Origin of the sequence: Rhodococcus sp. BP22 (assembly GCF_014281965.1) — a bacterium.
Classification (GTDB): Bacteria; Actinomycetota; Actinomycetes; order Mycobacteriales; family Mycobacteriaceae; genus Rhodococcoides.
Genome location: NZ_JACFTB010000003.1, coordinates 351,627 through 368,261, shown reverse-complemented (window position 1 = coordinate 368,261; position 16,635 = coordinate 351,627). Strand labels below are relative to the sequence as shown.

The 16,635-nt window shown below is 62.8% G+C and carries 19 protein-coding genes; 6 read left to right on the top strand and 13 right to left on the bottom strand.

Annotated features, from left to right (window positions below; genetic code table 11):
* Nucleotides 1-396: a hypothetical protein gene (locus H2510_RS09110; RefSeq protein ID WP_186628005.1), complete on the top strand. Its 396-nt coding sequence runs from the start codon at nt 1-3 to the stop codon at nt 394-396.
* A 33-nt stretch (nt 397-429) separates the two neighbouring features.
* On the opposite strand, the gene H2510_RS09105 is transcribed toward H2510_RS09110, so the two are convergent.
* From H2510_RS09105 to H2510_RS09080, 6 genes are all read right to left on the bottom strand, one after another.
* Nucleotides 430-1,047 carry a LysE family translocator gene (locus H2510_RS09105; RefSeq protein ID WP_186628003.1) on the bottom strand — a complete coding sequence of 206 codons (618 nt, stop codon included), beginning with the start codon at nt 1,045-1,047 and terminating at the stop codon, nt 430-432.
* A 54-nt stretch (nt 1,048-1,101) separates the two neighbouring features.
* Entirely contained in the window at nt 1,102-2,205 is a 1,104-nt protein-coding gene (dapC, locus tag H2510_RS09100) for a succinyldiaminopimelate transaminase (RefSeq protein WP_186628002.1), read from the bottom strand.
* Nucleotides 2,206-2,207: 2 nt separating this feature from the next.
* Nucleotides 2,208-2,531: a ferredoxin gene (gene fdxA / locus H2510_RS09095; protein WP_084346039.1), complete on the bottom strand. Its 324-nt coding sequence runs from the start codon at nt 2,529-2,531 to the stop codon at nt 2,208-2,210.
* Between the two features lie 115 nt (nt 2,532-2,646).
* Nucleotides 2,647-3,414, bottom strand: coding sequence for a hypothetical protein (locus H2510_RS09090; RefSeq protein ID WP_186628000.1), 768 nt, complete (start codon nt 3,412-3,414; stop codon nt 2,647-2,649).
* A gap of 2 nt (nt 3,415-3,416) precedes the next feature.
* Nucleotides 3,417-5,981: a bifunctional FO biosynthesis protein CofGH gene (locus H2510_RS09085; protein WP_186627999.1), complete on the bottom strand. Its 2,565-nt coding sequence runs from the start codon at nt 5,979-5,981 to the stop codon at nt 3,417-3,419.
* Between the two features lie 2 nt (nt 5,982-5,983).
* Nucleotides 5,984-6,184: a hypothetical protein gene (locus H2510_RS09080; protein ID WP_186627998.1), complete on the bottom strand. Its 201-nt coding sequence runs from the start codon at nt 6,182-6,184 to the stop codon at nt 5,984-5,986.
* Between H2510_RS09080 and H2510_RS09075 the strand changes: the two genes are divergently transcribed.
* The 3 genes from H2510_RS09075 to H2510_RS09065 all read left to right on the top strand — a co-directional run bounded on the left by H2510_RS09075 (nt 6,183) and on the right by H2510_RS09065 (nt 8,928).
* Nucleotides 6,183-6,671 carry a PH domain-containing protein gene (locus H2510_RS09075; RefSeq protein WP_186627997.1) on the top strand — a complete coding sequence of 163 codons (489 nt, stop codon included), beginning with the start codon at nt 6,183-6,185 and terminating at the stop codon, nt 6,669-6,671. The genes H2510_RS09080 and H2510_RS09075 overlap by 2 nt on opposite strands.
* Nucleotides 6,672-6,733: 62 nt before the next feature.
* The gene (locus H2510_RS09070) at nt 6,734-8,164 is read left to right on the top strand and encodes a PH domain-containing protein (RefSeq protein WP_186628134.1); all 1,431 of its coding nucleotides are present in this window, start codon (nt 6,734-6,736) and stop codon (nt 8,162-8,164) included.
* Nucleotides 8,152-8,928: a uracil-DNA glycosylase gene (locus H2510_RS09065; RefSeq protein ID WP_186627996.1), complete on the top strand. Its 777-nt coding sequence runs from the start codon at nt 8,152-8,154 to the stop codon at nt 8,926-8,928. Before H2510_RS09070 ends, H2510_RS09065 begins: the two co-directional genes overlap by 13 nt.
* Here the strand turns inward: H2510_RS09065 and H2510_RS09060 are convergent.
* The 5 genes from H2510_RS09060 to typA all read right to left on the bottom strand — a co-directional run bounded on the left by H2510_RS09060 (nt 8,870) and on the right by typA (nt 14,181).
* Nucleotides 8,870-9,307, bottom strand: a complete 438-nt coding sequence (locus tag H2510_RS09060; RefSeq protein ID WP_186627995.1) for a hypothetical protein — start codon at nt 9,305-9,307, stop codon at nt 8,870-8,872. The two genes, H2510_RS09065 and H2510_RS09060, sit on opposite strands and share 59 nt — an antisense overlap.
* Before the next feature lie 28 nt (nt 9,308-9,335).
* Nucleotides 9,336-9,494 (bottom strand): hypothetical protein, encoded by a 159-nt coding sequence (locus H2510_RS09055; protein ID WP_186627994.1) that lies wholly within the window; start codon nt 9,492-9,494, stop codon nt 9,336-9,338.
* 41 nt (nt 9,495-9,535) lie between these two features.
* Nucleotides 9,536-10,441 carry an N-acetyl-1-D-myo-inositol-2-amino-2-deoxy-alpha-D-glucopyranoside deacetylase gene (gene mshB, locus H2510_RS09050; protein ID WP_186627993.1) on the bottom strand — a complete coding sequence of 302 codons (906 nt, stop codon included), beginning with the start codon at nt 10,439-10,441 and terminating at the stop codon, nt 9,536-9,538.
* On the bottom strand, nt 10,417-12,150 hold the full coding sequence (locus H2510_RS09045; protein WP_186627991.1) for an ABC transporter family substrate-binding protein: 1,734 nt from the start codon (nt 12,148-12,150) through the stop codon (nt 10,417-10,419). Before H2510_RS09045 ends, mshB begins: the two co-directional genes overlap by 25 nt.
* A gap of 93 nt (nt 12,151-12,243) precedes the next feature.
* A complete protein-coding gene (gene typA / locus H2510_RS09040) occupies nt 12,244-14,181 on the bottom strand; it encodes a translational GTPase TypA (RefSeq protein WP_186627989.1) in 1,938 nt (645 codons plus the stop codon).
* Nucleotides 14,182-14,369: 188 nt separating this feature from the next.
* Here typA and H2510_RS09035 point away from each other — a divergent pair, with 188 nt between their 5' ends.
* On the top strand, nt 14,370-14,546 hold the full coding sequence (locus tag H2510_RS09035; RefSeq protein ID WP_186627988.1) for a hypothetical protein: 177 nt from the start codon (nt 14,370-14,372) through the stop codon (nt 14,544-14,546).
* Here H2510_RS09035 and H2510_RS09030 read toward each other — a convergent pair.
* The gene (locus H2510_RS09030; RefSeq protein ID WP_186627987.1) at nt 14,539-14,967 is read right to left on the bottom strand and encodes a (deoxy)nucleoside triphosphate pyrophosphohydrolase; all 429 of its coding nucleotides are present in this window, start codon (nt 14,965-14,967) and stop codon (nt 14,539-14,541) included. The genes H2510_RS09035 and H2510_RS09030 overlap by 8 nt on opposite strands.
* A gap of 15 nt (nt 14,968-14,982) precedes the next feature.
* Here H2510_RS09030 and H2510_RS09025 point away from each other — a divergent pair, with 15 nt between their 5' ends.
* Nucleotides 14,983-15,273, top strand: coding sequence for a 4a-hydroxytetrahydrobiopterin dehydratase (locus H2510_RS09025; RefSeq protein ID WP_136171277.1), 291 nt, complete (start codon nt 14,983-14,985; stop codon nt 15,271-15,273).
* Here H2510_RS09025 and H2510_RS09020 read toward each other — a convergent pair.
* The gene (locus H2510_RS09020) at nt 15,215-16,585 is read right to left on the bottom strand and encodes a mannosyltransferase (protein WP_186627986.1); all 1,371 of its coding nucleotides are present in this window, start codon (nt 16,583-16,585) and stop codon (nt 15,215-15,217) included. The two genes, H2510_RS09025 and H2510_RS09020, sit on opposite strands and share 59 nt — an antisense overlap.
* Nucleotides 16,586-16,635: the final 50 nt, after the last annotated feature.

The following is a 16,635-nucleotide window of genomic DNA, read 5'->3' as shown; positions in this document are numbered from 1 at the left end:
ATGGATGCCGACGGAATCGACACCGGTGACTACGCCGAGTACATGACGGTGCCCGCCGGAGACCTGCAGCCCGGGGTCTATTTGATCGGAACCGATGCCGACCAGGAAATCGCTGACGAGGGAGATCTGGACGACGACCTGGACAACGAGGACGATATCGAGGTCGCGCACATCAGCGACGGCGCTCCTCGGTTGGTCTATTCGGTGCAGTCCGATGACTTCTGGACACGCGTAGAACTCGCAGACCTACGGGCCGCTCAGATCTACGAGGAAGCGCATGCACGCAACCCGTCGGTCAATGCTGCGCCCAAGCGGTTCACCACGGTCGAGGCTTTCGGTAGCAATGAACTGGTCTACATCCTCCGCATCAGGCGCGGTGGTTGGGACATCGCGTGACCCACGTCCGGATTCGGCGAAGGCACCTGTGCCCTACACCGAGGACGCGACTGTGCCGATGCCGAGGGCTGCGAGGATTCCAGCGCTGATGCGATCGAGCCAGTCGGTCACCTTGGGTCGCCGCAGCAGCACGACGGCACGCGCGGCGACGACCGAGAAGAAGCCCATGACCAGTGCGGCGACCACCACCTCCACGACCCCGAGAGTCATGGCTCCGGCGAACGTGACGACGGTCAGGAACTGGGGAACGACAGCGAGATAGAACAGCCCGACTTTGGGATTGAGCACGCACGAGAGGACACCGGCACCGAACGCGGACCGAGCCGAGGCCACGACCGGCACCATCGGTTCACCGTCGACCTTCGTCTTCCTGCGCGCCATGAACGCACGTACCCCGAGGTACAGCAGGTACAGGCCACCGAGGATCTTGATTGTTCGGTACACGGTCGCAGACTGCTCGACGATGGCTGCAAGTCCGACGGCAACCAATACTGCCCAGAACAAGCCACCGAGTGCGACGCCCATGGCCGCTGCAATTCCGGGTCTCTGTCCTCCGATGCTGTATCGCAGCACGAGGAAAGAATCCGGCCCAGGAAGGATCGCCAGCAGGAAACACACACCTGCAAAGCTGAGCAACATACTGACGGTCATGAACTGAATGAAAACACCCAGGCCAGACGCTATGCAACCGACTACTCGCGAACCCTAGCCCGTCAACCGCTCCGCCGCAGTCCGGATGCGCTCGTCGGTGGCGGTCAGTGCGATACGAACGTGCTGGGATCCGCGGGGACCGTAGAACTCACCCGGTGCGGCAAGGATGCCGCGCTCGGCAAGCCAGTCGATGGTGTCCCGGCAGGGTTCCCCGCGGGTGGCCCAGAGATACAGCCCGGCTTCGGAGTGATCTACTTCGAACCCGGCTGCCCTGACGGCGGAGAGCAGTGTGGTGCGTCGGGCACGGTAGCGCTCACGCTGAATGTTCTCGTGCTCGTCGTCGGACAGAGCCGCGGTCATCGCAGCCTGGATCGGCAACGGCATGATCATTCCTGCGTGTTTGCGGACTTCGAGCAGTTCGGTTACCAATTTCTGGTCGCCGACGACGAAGCCGGCACGATAGCTCGCGAGATTGGACGTCTTGGAAAGTGAGTGCACGGCAAGAAGATTCGTATGGTCGCCATCGCTGACACGGGGGTCGAGGATCGACAGCGCCTCGCCTTCCCAGGTCAGGCCGAGGTAGCACTCGTCGGACACGACCACGGCGTCGCGCTCACGGGCCCACGAGACCACTTTGCGGAGGTGCTCCAGGCCGAGCACCTTGCCGCTCGGGTTCGCAGGGGAGTTCACGAATACGAGCGATGCGCGCTCGGGACCGAGTCGATTCAAGCCGTCGGCACGAATGATGCGCGTACCGGCAAGGAGAGCTCCGACTTCGTAAGTCGGGTAGGCCAGTTCGGGGATGACCACGAGGTCGCCGCTACCGAGACCGAGAAGGGTCGGTAACCAGGCGATCATTTCCTTGGTGCCGATGGCAGGCAGAACAGCGTCGACACCGATCCCCGTTATTCCGTACCGCCGCGCCAGCGCAGCAACTGCCGCTTCACGCAACGCCAACGTGCCGACGGTCGTCGGATAGCCGGGAATTTCCGATACCGACGCCAGCGCTGCGCGAATGATCGGTGCAACCGGGTCGATGGGGGTGCCTACCGACAGATCCACGATTCCGTCCGGGTGCGACTGTGCCTTGTCTTTCGCGGCAGTCAGTGAGTCCCAGGGGAAGTTAGGCAGGCCGGACGCGACGGAGATACGCGCCAATGTCAGCTCTCACCCATGGGAGGCAAAGCCTTGATGAACGGCGGGTCGAAATCGGTCTTGCCGAGCTTCGCGGCCCCTCCGGGTGAACCCAGATCGTCGAAGAAATCGACGTTCGCGCTCACGTAGCCACTCCACTGCTCCGGGACGTCGTCCTCGTAGAAGATCGCCTCGACGGGGCAGACCGGTTCGCATGCACCACAGTCGACGCACTCGTCGGGGTGGATGTACAGCATGCGGCCACCTTCGTAAATGCAGTCCACCGGGCATTCTTCGATGCATGCCTTGTCGAGTACATCCACGCACGGTTCCGCAATCGTGTACGTCACTGCTGGTCTCCCTCCCTTTCCAGTAATCGGCACTGAGAGCGTTGTTCACTGCTTGCAGTGCCCTGAGAATCCTAGTATCGCGCCGTATAAATACGACAATCAGCGCAGGGTGTCCTCACTGTGGCACTCGGATCATCCGAGAAACCTCTCCCAAGCCTACGTGGCTCGAACTTTCGGCGTTCGCGTGAACCCAACCGAGTCCCTGCTTTGCAGCCCGGGACAGCGCACCACGCTCCCCGACGTAGCCAGCTACGCCGCCGACCAGCGGAATCGCGGAAAGCACGCGGTAGATTCCACGGCTGTGCGGACGCTTGGCCAACTCGCTCGAGACGTCCTTCAGCACGGACGCGACGTCCCACATCGCATGCAGTAGCGCGAAGGGCCCGCATTCGCGGCGAGGAGTCGGTGACGTGTCGGGCTCGGAGCCGTCGAGGTCGACCTCACGGCCGCACAGCACGGACGCGAGCATGCGCACGTGCGCCGACCGGTCCGTCACGCCGTTCTCTCTGGCGACGGCAACGAGAACCATCGACTGGTTCGCGAAGCCGAGCAGATCCTGCAACGGCAGCCTGTTGACCAGTACACCGAAGACACTGGGGAATGCGACCGCCACGGTGTTGAGGGCGCCGATCCGCGCGACCCACCACCACGAGCGGGCCTCCGCATCGAGCTCGAGCCATGCAGCGGTCCCGGGGAAGTCGGTGGCGTTCAGGGTCTTCGCCAACGTGTCGAGCACTGTGTCGATGGCGGTGTCTTCGGCGGTCGGTTTTCGAAACGTTCTCGCCTTCAGGCCTACCGGATCACGTTCGGCGAGAATGTCGAGAACAGGGTCGATGATGGCCACGGCCCGATCGAGGGCTGTGACGACTGTGCGATCGTTCATGCTCAGACGAGTCCAACCGCGGGGAACTTGTCGACGAGACCGTATGTCGTCGTGCGTTCACGGGCAGGGCGCCCGATCCCGTTGGCAATCTCGTGGAGCTCGGCGACGGTCTTCTCCGATCCGTTCTGGCTTCCCGCCATCCGCGAGATGGTCTCTTCCATCAACGTGCCGCCGAGGTCGTTCGCGCCCCCGTTGAGCATCGCCTGAGTGCCGGTGATGCCGAGCTTGACCCACGAAGTCTGGATGCTGTCGATACGTCCATGCAGCATGATCCGTGCCAATGCATGCACTGCTCGGTTGTCACGGTTGGTCGGGCCGGGACGCGACGCTCCGGCCAGATACAGCGGCGAGGACTGATGCACGAACGGAAGTGGGACGAACTCGGTGAATCCACCTGTCTTGTCCTGGATTCCCTTGAGCACGTTCATATGACCGACCCAATGCGACGGATTGTCGACATGGCCGTACATCATCGTCGAGCTCGATCGCAGGCCTACTTCGTGTGCGGTGGTGACAACTTCGATCCACTCCGCGGCAGGCAACTTGCCCTTCGTCAACACCCAGCGGACCTCGTCGTCGAGGATCTCGGCTGCAGTACCGGGAATGGTGTCCAGTCCCGCGGCACGAAGTTCGACGAGCCAATCGCGAATCGACTGTCCACCTCTCGAAGCCCCGTTCACGATCTCCATCGGCGAGAACGCATGGACGTGCATCGACGGCACCCGCGCTTTCACTGCACGCACCAGGTCCGCGTACCCGGTGACCGGCAGTTCCGGGTCGATACCGCCCTGCATGCAGACCTCGGTTGCACCGAGAGCATGCGCCTCCCAGGCGCGGTCCGCCACTTCGGCAGTGGACAGCGTGAACGCATCCGCGTCGCCCTTGCGTTGCGCGAAAGCACAGAACCGACAGCCGGTGTAGCAGATGTTGGTGAAGTTGATGTTCCGGTTGACGACGTAGGTGACGGTCTCGCCATTGACCTGCCTGCGTAGGTCGTCGGCGAGGGCCGCGACTGCGTCCATTCCCGTCCCCTCGGCCGTCGCGAGCGCCAGGTACTGCTCGTCGGACAGACCTGCTGGATCCTTCTCGGCCGCTCGGAGTGCGGCCACCAGATCCCTGTCGACGCGTTCGAGGCCTGCCAGATCGCGTACCTGCTCCCGGATGGACTCCCAATCCCCGAATGCATTGTCCAGGTCGCTGCGGGTTTCGGTGTTGCGCCCCTCGGTGTCGATCTCGGTGTTGAGATCCACTCGACCAGAGGACACCCACTCCTCGTCCGGCTCCTGCCACGGAAGCCCCGTCGGGAGGACGCCGGCACGCGCCATTCCGGTCTTAGGATCTGCCAGTGCATTCACGTGCGCGGAGATACGCGGATCGATCCATGGCGCGCCGGCGAGAACGTATTGCGGTTGCGCTGCTGTGCGCTCGGTCAGCGTGTATCCGGCGGCCTCGGACAGCTCCGCCAACGTGTCGAGATTCGGCCACGGCCGTTCCGGGTTCACGTGATCCGGAGTCAGCGGAGAGACGCCACCCCAGTCGTCGACGCCCGCGCCGAGCAACGCCGCGGTCTCTTCGGCCGCGACGAGATTCGGTGGTGCTTGAATACGCATCGACGGCCCGAGCAGCACCCGCGTGACCGCGATGGTTGCGAGGAATTCCTCCATGCCTGCGTCGGGCATATCTCGCATCACGGTGTCGTTCTTGGCGAGGAAGTTTTGCACGATGATCTCTTGCACATGACCGAAGGCCTTGTGCACCTTACGAATAGCCATGATCGACTCGGCGCGATCGCGGATGGTTTCCCCGATTCCGACGAGGATGCCGGTGGTGAACGGGATGTTGAGGCGTCCTGCATCGGTCAGAGTTCGTAGCCGAACCTCGGGATCCTTGTCCGGGCTGCCGTAGTGAGCCTGACCCTTTTCCTCGAACAGTCGGCGGGAGGTCGTCTCGAGCATCATTCCCATCGACGGCGCGACGGGCTTGAGGCGAGAGAGTTCCTGCCAGCTCATGACTCCAGGATTGAGATGGGGAAGCAATCCGGTTTCTTCGAGGACTCGGATCGACATGGCCCGGACGTAGTCCAACGTGGAGTCGTAACCCCGGGAATCGAGCCACTCCTTGGCCTCGGGCCAGCGATCTTCCGGCCGGTCTCCGAGGGTGAACAGTGCTTCTTTGCATCCCAGTTCCGCACCTTTGCGCGCAACCTCGATGATCTCGTCCGGATCCATGAACAGTCCGTGGCCCTCGGCGCGCAACTTCCCCGGCACCGTCACGAACGTGCAGTAATGGCATTTGTCGCGGCACAGGCGAGTGATCGGGATGAACACCTTGCGCGAGTAGGAGACCGTTTTGGGGCGGCCCGCGGACTCGAGACCTGCATCCCGCACCCGCGACGCCGAAGTGCAGAGGTCCACCAGGTCGTCACCGCGTGCGTGCAGCAGCACCGTGGCTTCGTCGACATTGAGCGATACCCCGTCGCGGGCGCGCCGTAGAACGCGACGCATTGCGGAGGGGGCGGGGACCTTTTCTGGTTCGGGAGCAGCGGCGGTTACAGGATCAGGCAGCATGGTCACCAGTCGATCATGCGCCACCGACGGGTCGGCGTGCCACCGGCGGTGGTCGGAGTGGGCAGGAGTGGAGCCTGCGGAACGACCGGAGTGGGCAGGAGTGGAGCCTGCGGAACGACCGGAGTGGGCAGGAGTGGAGCCTGCGGAACGACCGGAGTGGGCAGGAGTGGAGCCTGCGGGACGACGAGATTAGATTGGGGCATGATCACAATGACCGATCCTGCGTGGCGTCCGAGTCCGCGTGCGCGGCAATTGTGGGCCATCAACGCGTCGTTGATGTGGGTTCCGCTGTTCATCGCCCAACTCGTGTGGGCCGTGATCGACGGCAAGTGGACGACGTGGCCCCATGTGGCGGTCTTCGCCGCGTCGGTCGTGTTCGCAGCCGTCCATATCGTTGTCGTCCCGGTGTGGCGATATCGCGTGCATCGTTGGGAGATCAGTGACACGGCGGTGTACACGCTGACCGGCTGGTTCGACCAGGAACGACGCATCGCACCGATTTCGCGGGTGCAGACGGTCGATACCGAGCGTGGGCCGATCGACCGCATGCTGGGTTTGTCCACGGTCACCGTCACCACTGCGTCCTCGGCGGGGGCGGTCAAGATCACGGCTTTGGACAAGGACGTGGCCGATCGTACTGTCGCTCAGCTCACCGAGATCGCGGGAAGAACGTGGGGCGACGCGACGTGAGCACCGACACCGAACTTCTGGTCGCTGAGGAGCAGCAACCGTGGCTGCGCCTGGACAAGCGGATGCTGTTGGTTCATCCGGTCAACGAGGCGGTCAAGGTCCTACCGGTGCTGTTCGTGTCTTTCGTGATCGGCAGTCGGAGCGGTAATCATCTGTGGGGATTGATCATCGTGACCCTGGTGGTGGTGTTCGCGTTACTGCGCTGGTTCACCACCAGTTATCGCATCGGCCCGGTGCATGTGCAACTGCGCACCGGGGTGTTTCAGAAGAAGCTACTGTCCGTGCCGCGCAGCCGAATTCGCTCGGTCGACGTCGAAGCGGGCGTCATGCATCGGCTTCTCGGTCTGTCGATCTTGCGGATCGGCACCGGCCAGCAGGCAGGCAAGGGTGAGAAATTCGAATTGAACGCGCTCGATTCGAGGGTGGTCCCCGCGTTGCGTGAACAGCTGTTGCAGCGAGCCGAGCGGGGGCCCGATGCACTCAGGAAGGCGCCGGCCGCGGCAACCGAGATTGCGCACTGGAAGACCGAGTGGGTCCGATATGCACCGTTCTCGTTCACCGGCGTCGTGGCCATCGCGGCGGCGGTCGGGGTGCTCTTCCAATACGGGTTCGGTGAGCGCGTGGCAAATTCTTCCCTCGTCTCCAGCAGTATCGACTCCGCGGAGCGTTTCGGTATCGCCCTGGTGATCGTCGTCGGACTGTTGATTCTGCTGGTCATTGCCAGCCTCTTCGCATGCGCGCGTTACCTGATCGCGTACGGCAATCTGACCGTCACCGACGACGGCGCCCGCCTCCACGTCAACCACGGACTTCTCAAGACTCGCTCGACGACGCTCGACCGGAAACGCCTTCGCGGTACCTCACTGTCCGAACCTCTGCTGCTGCGGATCGCCAAGGGCGCCAAGCTCGACGCGATCATGACGGGGGTCAGCGCGGAGAAGAAAGAATCGTCACTGCTGTTACCGCAAGCACCCGCACGCGAAGCGCTCCGCATGATGACGGTCGTCCTCGGTGACGCGGGGCTGCACGAGAACGCGCAGAAGCCGCTGACGCCGCACGGACCGGCAGCCAGGCGTCGCAGATACACCCGTGCAGTGGTCCCGGTACTCGTTGTGGCCGCCGGGCTCGGGGTCGCCGAAGCACTCGGCGCTCCGATCCCGACCACCGTGTGGGTTGCCATGGTGCTGGTGCTGATCGGAGCGGTATTCGTCGCATGGGATCGATATCGAGGCCTCGGCCACGCAGTGTTGCCGGGCTGGTTGATCACCCGTCACGGTTCTCTCGACCGCACCAGGCACTCGCTGGAGGCCGCCGGGATCATCGGTTGGACGGTCAGACAAACATTCTTCCAACGGCGCGCCGGTGTGGCGACAATCGTCGCTGCCACACCGGCCGGCGTCGGACACTACGAAGTTCTCGACATTCCTGCAGACCAGGCATGGCCCCTCATCGACGCTGTCACCCCGGGAGCCGGTGACAAATGGGCCCACTGAACACTCCTGACCCCGAATCCCATGGTCATTCCGCAGGCTCCACTCCTGACCCCCATGGTCATTCCGCAGGCTCCACTCCTGCCACCATCGCCGAACTCGACCTGGCCGTCAGTGCCTGCCGAGCTTGCCCCAGGCTGGTCGCCTGGCGCGAGAAGGTAGCAACCGAGAAACGAGCCGCGTTTCGGGACGAAACCTACTGGGGCAGGGCGGTTCCCGGGTTCGGGCCCGCGGACGCGTCGGTCCTGATCGTCGGCCTCGCACCCGCCGCACACGGAGGCAACCGCACCGGGCGCATGTTCACCGGGGACCGCAGCGGTGACTTTCTCTATGCGGCGCTGCATGCCGTTGGGCTTGCCAATCAACCGACGGCCACTCACATCGGCGACGGCCTGACGTTGCGAGGGGTCAGAATCACTGCGCCGGTTCATTGCGCTCCACCGGACAACAAGCCGACCGTCACCGAGCGTGATCGTTGCCGCACGTGGCTCGACATCGAATTGAGCTTGCTGAAGCCGACGCTGAAATCGGTGATCGTCCTCGGCGGATTCGGTTGGCAGGCACTACTACCTGTGCTGGCAGCGAACGGCTGGGATATTCCGCGTCCACGACCCAAATTCGGCCATGGCGTCGAAGTCGATCTGGGGTCGATCCGGTTGTTCGGTAGCTATCACGTCAGCCAACAGAACACGTTCACCGGGCGGTTGACTACGCAGATGATCGAGGACGTGCTGCGGGCGGCCGGTTCCCATGCGGGCCTGATGTGAGCGCCGTCAGCCTCCAGGTGAACAACAGAACCCCGGACGGAGCGATACCTGCCACCAGCAACAATGCCGTTCGCCAATCGGAAAGCAACAGCACATCGCCGCCGGGGCCGCCGAACATGCAGATCAGCACTGCGACACCCCAAGCGATCAATGGCGACGCGATGGCGAGGGGTCGTTCTGCTACTTTGCGCGCGGCGTAAAGGAGCATGACGTTGGCGACTCCCGCCAGCAGTGCGCTGACGGGAAAGGGCACCGGCCCGAGGTAGACCGGGAGGAAGAATACGGACAGTACGCCGCAGAGAAAGCCGTCGAATATCAGTACTGCGAGCGTTGCCCTCGACACGAGGACGACAGCATTGGATGCGGCCTTCGAGATCATGTAGCCAATACTGGCGTACTCACCGCGGTCAGGAGATCGGCGGGTATCCCAAAGCGGTCAGCAGGTTGCTCAGCGCGGACGCGAGATCGGTGAGGCCCGACTGATAAAGCATCTCCTGACGGGGGAAATCAGGTATCAGCGAATTGACGAACGCGACGATGGCGTCCTGCACGACCCAGTTGTACATCTTGTGTGTTCCCCTGCTCGGCCGACCGCACTGAAGAAGATCTAGTGATCCAGATCATATTCTACGACGCCGGCAAACAGGTCGCTTTCCCTACCCGACCCATCGAGTTCTCCCCGATCGCCTCGAACGAGAACGAACTGCTCTTCGGCCAGGATCGGCTGCGCGATGTTGTTCGACAATGCGTACTCGGTACCCGAAGGCGCGACGGTCACCTGGGTGGCGTGTGCCTCGAGTGCAGCGCGTTTGTTGTCGAGAACGCCGCTGACATCGATCGAGGTGGTGATGGTCGCCTCGGGCACACTGGGCAGTTCACCGGGCTCGGGCATTCGCCAACCGTCGGGAATGTCCGCGATCGAGTCCAGTCCATGCACCAGCTGTTTTTCGCCGGTAACCGTCCAGTAGAGCTTCTGCGGCGCCCACGGTGCGCCAACATCCGGGTAGCGGTCACTGTCTGCGATATCGACAGCCTCCGTCACCAGCGAATGCACTTGCTGATGGTCGGGGTGTCCGTACCCGCCCTCGGGGTCATAGGCGACGACGACATGGGGCCGGATCGTGCGGATGACCGAGAGTATTGCCGACAGAGCCTCGTCACGGTCGGCGTTGACGAACGCCCGCGGATCGAGCGCCGCCGAGGTACCCGCCATGCCGGAGTCACGCCACCGTCCGGCGCCGCCCAGGAATGTCGGACTCTGGACACCGAGAGCTGTCAGCGCCCTGTGCAATTCGTGAATTCGGTATCCACCGAGCTGATCGGCTCGGTCTGCGACGAGGCCTGCCCACCGGTCGCCGATGACTTCGCCTTCTTCGCCGAGTGAACAGGTGAGGACCGTGACCTCTACACCTGCTCCCGCGTAGTGCGCGATAGTTCCACCGGTGGTGATGGTTTCGTCGTCCGGATGCGCATGAACGAGAAGAAGTCTCACTTGGTCTTGGTCCTCATCCACTGCGCAGCATCACCGAAGATGCCTACCTCGATCGGTCCTGCCAACGACACACCTTCGACACCGGTGCCGACGGCGACAACGGACGAATCCTGCATGATCGGGAGAACCGCGGACAACGCCCACAATTTCGGCTCTGCTTCGGCGATCAGCCGGTCCGCCGGAAGTTCGCCGCGTAGAGCCAGATTCACCGAATTCTGCAACTCCGGCACACATAAGCCGGAGAGGTTGCTCGGCGGACGTGCCTTGGGCTCGTTGGTGACACCCGACTGAGTCGGGGCCGGAGCCGGTGGGCACCCGAATCTCGACGCCATCACGGTCGCGGGATCGTTTCCTACACTTGTCCATCCGACCAGTGCGTCGATCCCGCCGTCTACGAGTGCCGTGCTGTACAACTCTTCGGGTGGCAACGGGGTCACCGATGCATCGATGCCCACGCCTCCCAGTTGGTCGGCGACAGTGTTTGCGACGGCGAGCGAGGTGGAATCATCCTCTACTGCTCCGATGACGAATTCGACTGGAAATCCGTCTTTTTCGAGCGCCCCGTCCGGACCTGGTACGAATCCGGCTCCGGCGAGTAGTGCGAGCGCACTCTGGCGGTCGATCGGAGCGGGAGCACTTGGGGCATAACCAGGGTCGGAGGGGCCCGACAGTTGAGCGCGCGCTGGGTGATCGGCCGATCCTGTCCCTGCTGCAACCGTCGACAGCAGTGCCGGATCGAGAAGGCCGAAGATCCCCGCTCGCACGTTTGGATCCGACAGCATCGTGGTTCGGCCGTTGAGGGTCAGATCGAGAACGCGTGGCTGAAACCTGACGTCGGTGCGGACCCCTGGTATTGCCGCCAGCTGCGCCCTCGTAGCGGTACTTGCCCGAACCTGGGCTACCTGAGCGTCTTTCGACCGAAGCGAGTCGGCCAACTGGGCAGAAGTCCCGCCTCGACGAAGCAGGATTCGGTCAGGCTTCGCCGGTTCGTCCCAGAATCGATCGTTGCGTTCGAGAAGGATTTCGTCGCGTCCTTCGTCGATCGACTTGACACTGAACTGACCGCCGGAGACCGGCACATTGTCGACGAGACCGGTTTCGAATCCACCGGGGGAATCTTTGAGGAGATGGCTCGGGAGCAAATCGGAGAAGAGTCGTCGCCAATTCGGATACGGCGCGGCGAATGTCACGGCGACGCTCTTGCCGCCACCGGAGGAGGCAACGTTATCGATGAGGCCGTAGCCTGCCGGGTCGATGACTCCGGGTTGCGAGATCATTTGTTGCCAGAGATACCGGAAGTCCTCGGCGGCGATCGGCGCACTGTCGGACCACTGAGCTTCGTTGCGGAGCTGATAGGTGACCGTGAACGGATTCTGCGAAGTCACCTCGGCGGACAACAAGAGTGAAGGGTCCGGGAGCCACGTGGTGATCGCGGGGTTCGACGGATCGGTGGCCGGCCGAAACGGACTCGGTAGGACGAGTGCGCTCACCGCGGAGTTGGCGGGCGACTGGTCCGACAAGAGATGCGGATTGAATCCGATGCCGACATCGTCGATCGCGACGACGACGGGATCTCCGGTCTCGACGGGAACTTCCGTCGTCGTGATGACGGGTGTCGGTTCGCTCTCGACCGGAGGCGGCGGGTTGGCGGTGCATGCTGCGAGAACCAGAGTGGGCAGAACCAATGCGATGGTTCCGATGCCCAGGGGGCGCGCTCGCCGCAAATGCATCTCCTTCGTCGTAGCCCGTGTCTGCGCAATCTCCTGTCGAGACCGACTGCGCAGACACGGACGTCCAGCGCAATATACGAAAGCTACTGCTCTTTAGAGAGCAGCCTTGTCACGCGACTTGCTGCGCGAGCGCTCACGAGCGCGCTCGTTGGAATCGAGGTGCACCTTACGGACGCGAACGACCTCGGGGGTCACTTCGACGCACTCGTCGACTGCACAGAATTCCATGGCCATTTCCAGGTCCATCTTCTTCGGCTTGGCCAAAGTCTCCATGACGTCGGCCGAAGACTGACGCATGTTGGTCAGCTTCTTCTCGCGCGTGACGTTGATGTCGAGATCTTCCTGACGCGGGTTGATGCCAACGACCATGCCCTCGTAGGTATCGACACCCGGCTCGACGAAGAACGTGCCTCGGTCGGCCAACTGAATCATGGCGAACGGAGTGACGCTGCCGGCGCGGTCCGAGACGAGCGAACCGGTGTGGCGTGCACGAATCTCCCCTGCCCACGGTCCGTAACCGTGGAAGACAGCGTTGGCGATACCGGTGCCACGCGTGTCGGTGAGGAAGTCGGTGCGGAAACCGATGAGGCCACGCGACGGAACGATGAACTCCATACGAACCCAGCCTGCGCCGTGGTTCGTCATCTGCACCATCTTGCCCTTGCGTGCGGCGAGCAACTGCGTGACACCGCCGAGGTATTCCTCAGGGGAGTCGACGGTCAGTTCTTCGAACGGCTCATGCAGCTTGCCGTCGACCTGACGGGTGACCACCTGGGGCTTGCCGACGGTCAGCTCGAAGCCTTCACGACGCATCTGCTCGACGAGGATGGCGAGAGCCAGCTCACCACGACCCTGCACCTCCCAGGCATCGGGACGGCCGATGTCGAGAACCTTCAGCGAGACGTTACCGACGAGTTCCTGATCGAGGCGGCTCTTGACCATGCGCGAGGTCAGCTTGTGACCGCTGACGCGGCCGACGAGCGGGCTCGTGTTGGTGCCGATGGTGACCGAGATCGCCGGCTGGTCGACGGTGATCCGCGGCAACGCGACGGGGTTTTCGAGGTCGGCGAGAGTGTCACCGATCATGATGTCCGGGAAGCCTGCAACCGCGACGATGTCGCCTGCGACGCCCTTCTCACCCGGGACGCGCTCGACGCCGATGGTGTTGAGCAACTCGGTGATCTTCGTCTTCTGGACGACGGGCTCGCCGTCGACCTCACGCATCCAGCTCACGGTCTGGCCCTTGCTGAGCTGGCCGTTGTGGATACGAACCAGAGCGAGGCGGCCCAAGAATGCCGAAGCATCGAGGTTGGTGACGTGTGCCTGCAGAGGCGCGTCGACGTTTCCCTTGGGAGCAGGAACGTAGCTGAGCAGGACCTCGAACAGTTCGTCGAGGTTCTCCGCATCAGGGGCATTGCCGTTCTCGGGCTGAACCTTCGATGCTTTGCCCTCACGGCCGGAGGCGTAGAGGACTGGCAGGTCGAGGGCAAGCTCAGCAGCCTCGGAAGCTTCGTCGTCGAGGTCGGAAGCGAGATCGAGAAGCAGGTCGTGACTCTCGGAGACGACCTCTTCGATTCGTGCGTCCGGTCGATCGGTCTTGTTCACGACCAAGATGACGGGCAGCGACGCAGCGAGCGCCTTGCGCAGCACGAAGCGGGTCTGCGGTAGCGGGCCCTCGGACGCATCGACGAGAAGGACGACGCCGTCGACCATGGACAGGCCGCGCTCGACCTCGCCACCGAAGTCGGCGTGCCCGGGGGTGTCGATGACGTTGATGACGGTCATGGTGCCGTCGGGGTTGCGTCGATGAACGGCCGTGTTCTTGGCCAGAATCGTGATGCCCTTTTCCTTCTCGAGGTCACCCGAGTCCATCACGCGATCGATCGCTTCGGCGCGTTCCTCGAACGCTCCCGACTGCCGGAGCATGGCGTCGACCAGGGTGGTCTTGCCATGGTCGACGTGTGCAACGATGGCTACGTTGCGAAAAGTGGTGGTGCTGTCGATGTTATCTGCACTGCTTGGGGCGCTCACGCGAAAGGTTCTCCTGGGTTGAATGCGGGCTCTTGTTCGCTAGCGGGCTTATGACGCTAGAGAAGCGCGCTGCACCGCGAGAATCTCGCGACTGAACAAGTTTACCCGCTACCCCAGGGTGACCTGCGACACGCAGTACCCTTTTCCACAAGTTCACCTTGAAATGCGAGATTTTCGGAGACGTTCACATGGGCAAGATCAAGGCCAAGAAGGTGTCGGGTCTCAAGCCCAAGAAGAAATGTTGCCGCAAGAAAACGCGCTGCATCAAGTGCCCCGTGGTGATCATGAGGATGAAGAAACTCGAGAATCAGGGCGTCTCAGGCAAGGACTTGAAGAAGGGCCTGAAGAAGGCCCGCTCTACCTGAGCATCAGCGCAAGTTCGGTTACCCATTCGCGGTCCGCATCGACCAGATCCATCTCACGCAGGCTGGCGGCGTCGACCCACCGCAGATCTGAATGATCAAGTGGAGCAGGCGATCCCGCGACCAGCTCGACGCGATAGGCCCGCAGAATTCGACCGGCTCCGATGGGGACATCACCGGCCAGCTGCGCACCGACAGCAGTGTCGACGCCGAGTTCCTCGTGTAGTTCACGCATCAACGCCTGAGCGTCGCTTTCGCCGGGTTCGACCTTTCCTCCCGGCAGCTCCCACAGGCCCGCAAGCTCCGGTGGACGGGCTCGCTGAGCGAGTAGGAGTAGCCCGTCGGCGACGATGGCACCGGCCACCACGACGGCAGGAGTGGTGATGTCGGGGGCGGAACCAGCTGATTTTTCGGCGTCGGTCATGTCAGGATCGTTTCCATGAGTGAACTACTGTCCAACGCCGAGATCGACGACGCACTGAGCAGTCTGCCGGAGTGGAGTCTCGATGGCTCCTCGATCACCCGAACGGTCGAGTTGCCGACGTTTCCGGCGGCGATCCAGTTCGTTTCACGGGTGGCGACCGCTGCCGAGGCTGCGGGGCACCACCCTGACATCGATATCCGATGGCGAAAGTTGACCTTCACGCTGTCCACGCACTCCGAGGGCGGGCTCACGTCGAAGGACGTGGATCTGGCTCGCGAGATCGAGAATCTGCTGATTCGAGATTGACCCGTCGTCTTCTCAGGTAGATCGCCAGGATGTACACGAGGAGTGCACCGAGTACGTCGACGGTTCCGAGCCAGGCGAGTATCCCTGGGCGGGATACGAGCCAGATCGACTCCTGGAAGAAGCTGAGGATCCAGGGGATGCCGATGACGCTGGTGACCAGCCAGTATCCGGCCACGATCCGCGTGAACACAGCATCGCGATCCGGCCCGTGTACGAGCCACACGAGCAGCGGCATCACCCATACCCAGTGGTGTGACCACGAGATCGGCGAGATGAGCAGCCCCAACAGTTGAACGACGAGGAGGATGCCGAGTCGATCGTCACGTCGTAGCGAGCGCCACGCGGCAACTGCGAGAGCGGAGACTACGAGGACGCCGCCCATCCACAGCGGCCCGGATTCGATGTCGTGCCCGGCGATCCGGCTCATTGCTCCGCGCAGCGACTGGTTCCATACCGAGCCGACCGGTCCGATTCGATCGGCGTCCCCGAGCAGGGTGGTGAAGTAGGTCCCTGCTTGATGGCCGAGAACCAGGTAACTGAGCGCCACGGTGGCAGCGAAGGCGACGGCCGAGAAGATCGCTGCCTTCCAACGCTTCGTGGCCAGGAAGTAGAGCCCGGTTATCGCCGGCGTGAGCTTGATTCCGGCGACGAAACCGATGAGTCCACCTGCCACCCACCAACGCGTACTGCGGATTGCCACGACCGCGCCCAGGGCGAGGAAGACGTTGACCTGTCCGTAGTCGAGAGTGGTGCGCACGGGTTCGGTCCACAGGGCCAGCGCTGTCCATGCCATGGCGATGCGGGTCCAGCGTGAGGCGCCTGCCACGTCGTCACCGAGCATCAGTCCGAGGCTGAGCTTGATGAGCAGGAACATCGCTGCCATCGTCGCCAACTGCCAGGCGACCCCGACGACGGTGAACGGCAGATAGTGCAGTGGAAAGAAGACCAACGCTGCGAACGGCGGATAGGTGAACGGAAGCGGAAAGTCGGGAGTCTTCACCGAGTAGGTGAAGTTGTAGAGGTCGTCTTTCAGTAATGCTGCCGAACCGTCCACGTAGACGTGCAGGTCGACGAGGTTCATCCCGTTGGGCGTGGCGAAGGCCCAGGCGAGTCGGGCCAGGACCGACAGTGCAAGCAGGAAGGGGGCGTATCGAACCAGTCGGTTCACCTGTTGTCTCTCGCTCCCGCTCGGTGCTGTTCGTCGTCTCGGTTCGAGATCGACAGCCGAGCTTATAGGGAGCCCGATCGGGCTTCTTATAGGGAACCCGATCAGGCTTCGCGCACGCGGTTCACTGAATTTGTAGACGATCATCGTGGATGTTCACAAATAACATTTGCATCACCAATCACACTATTCACTTC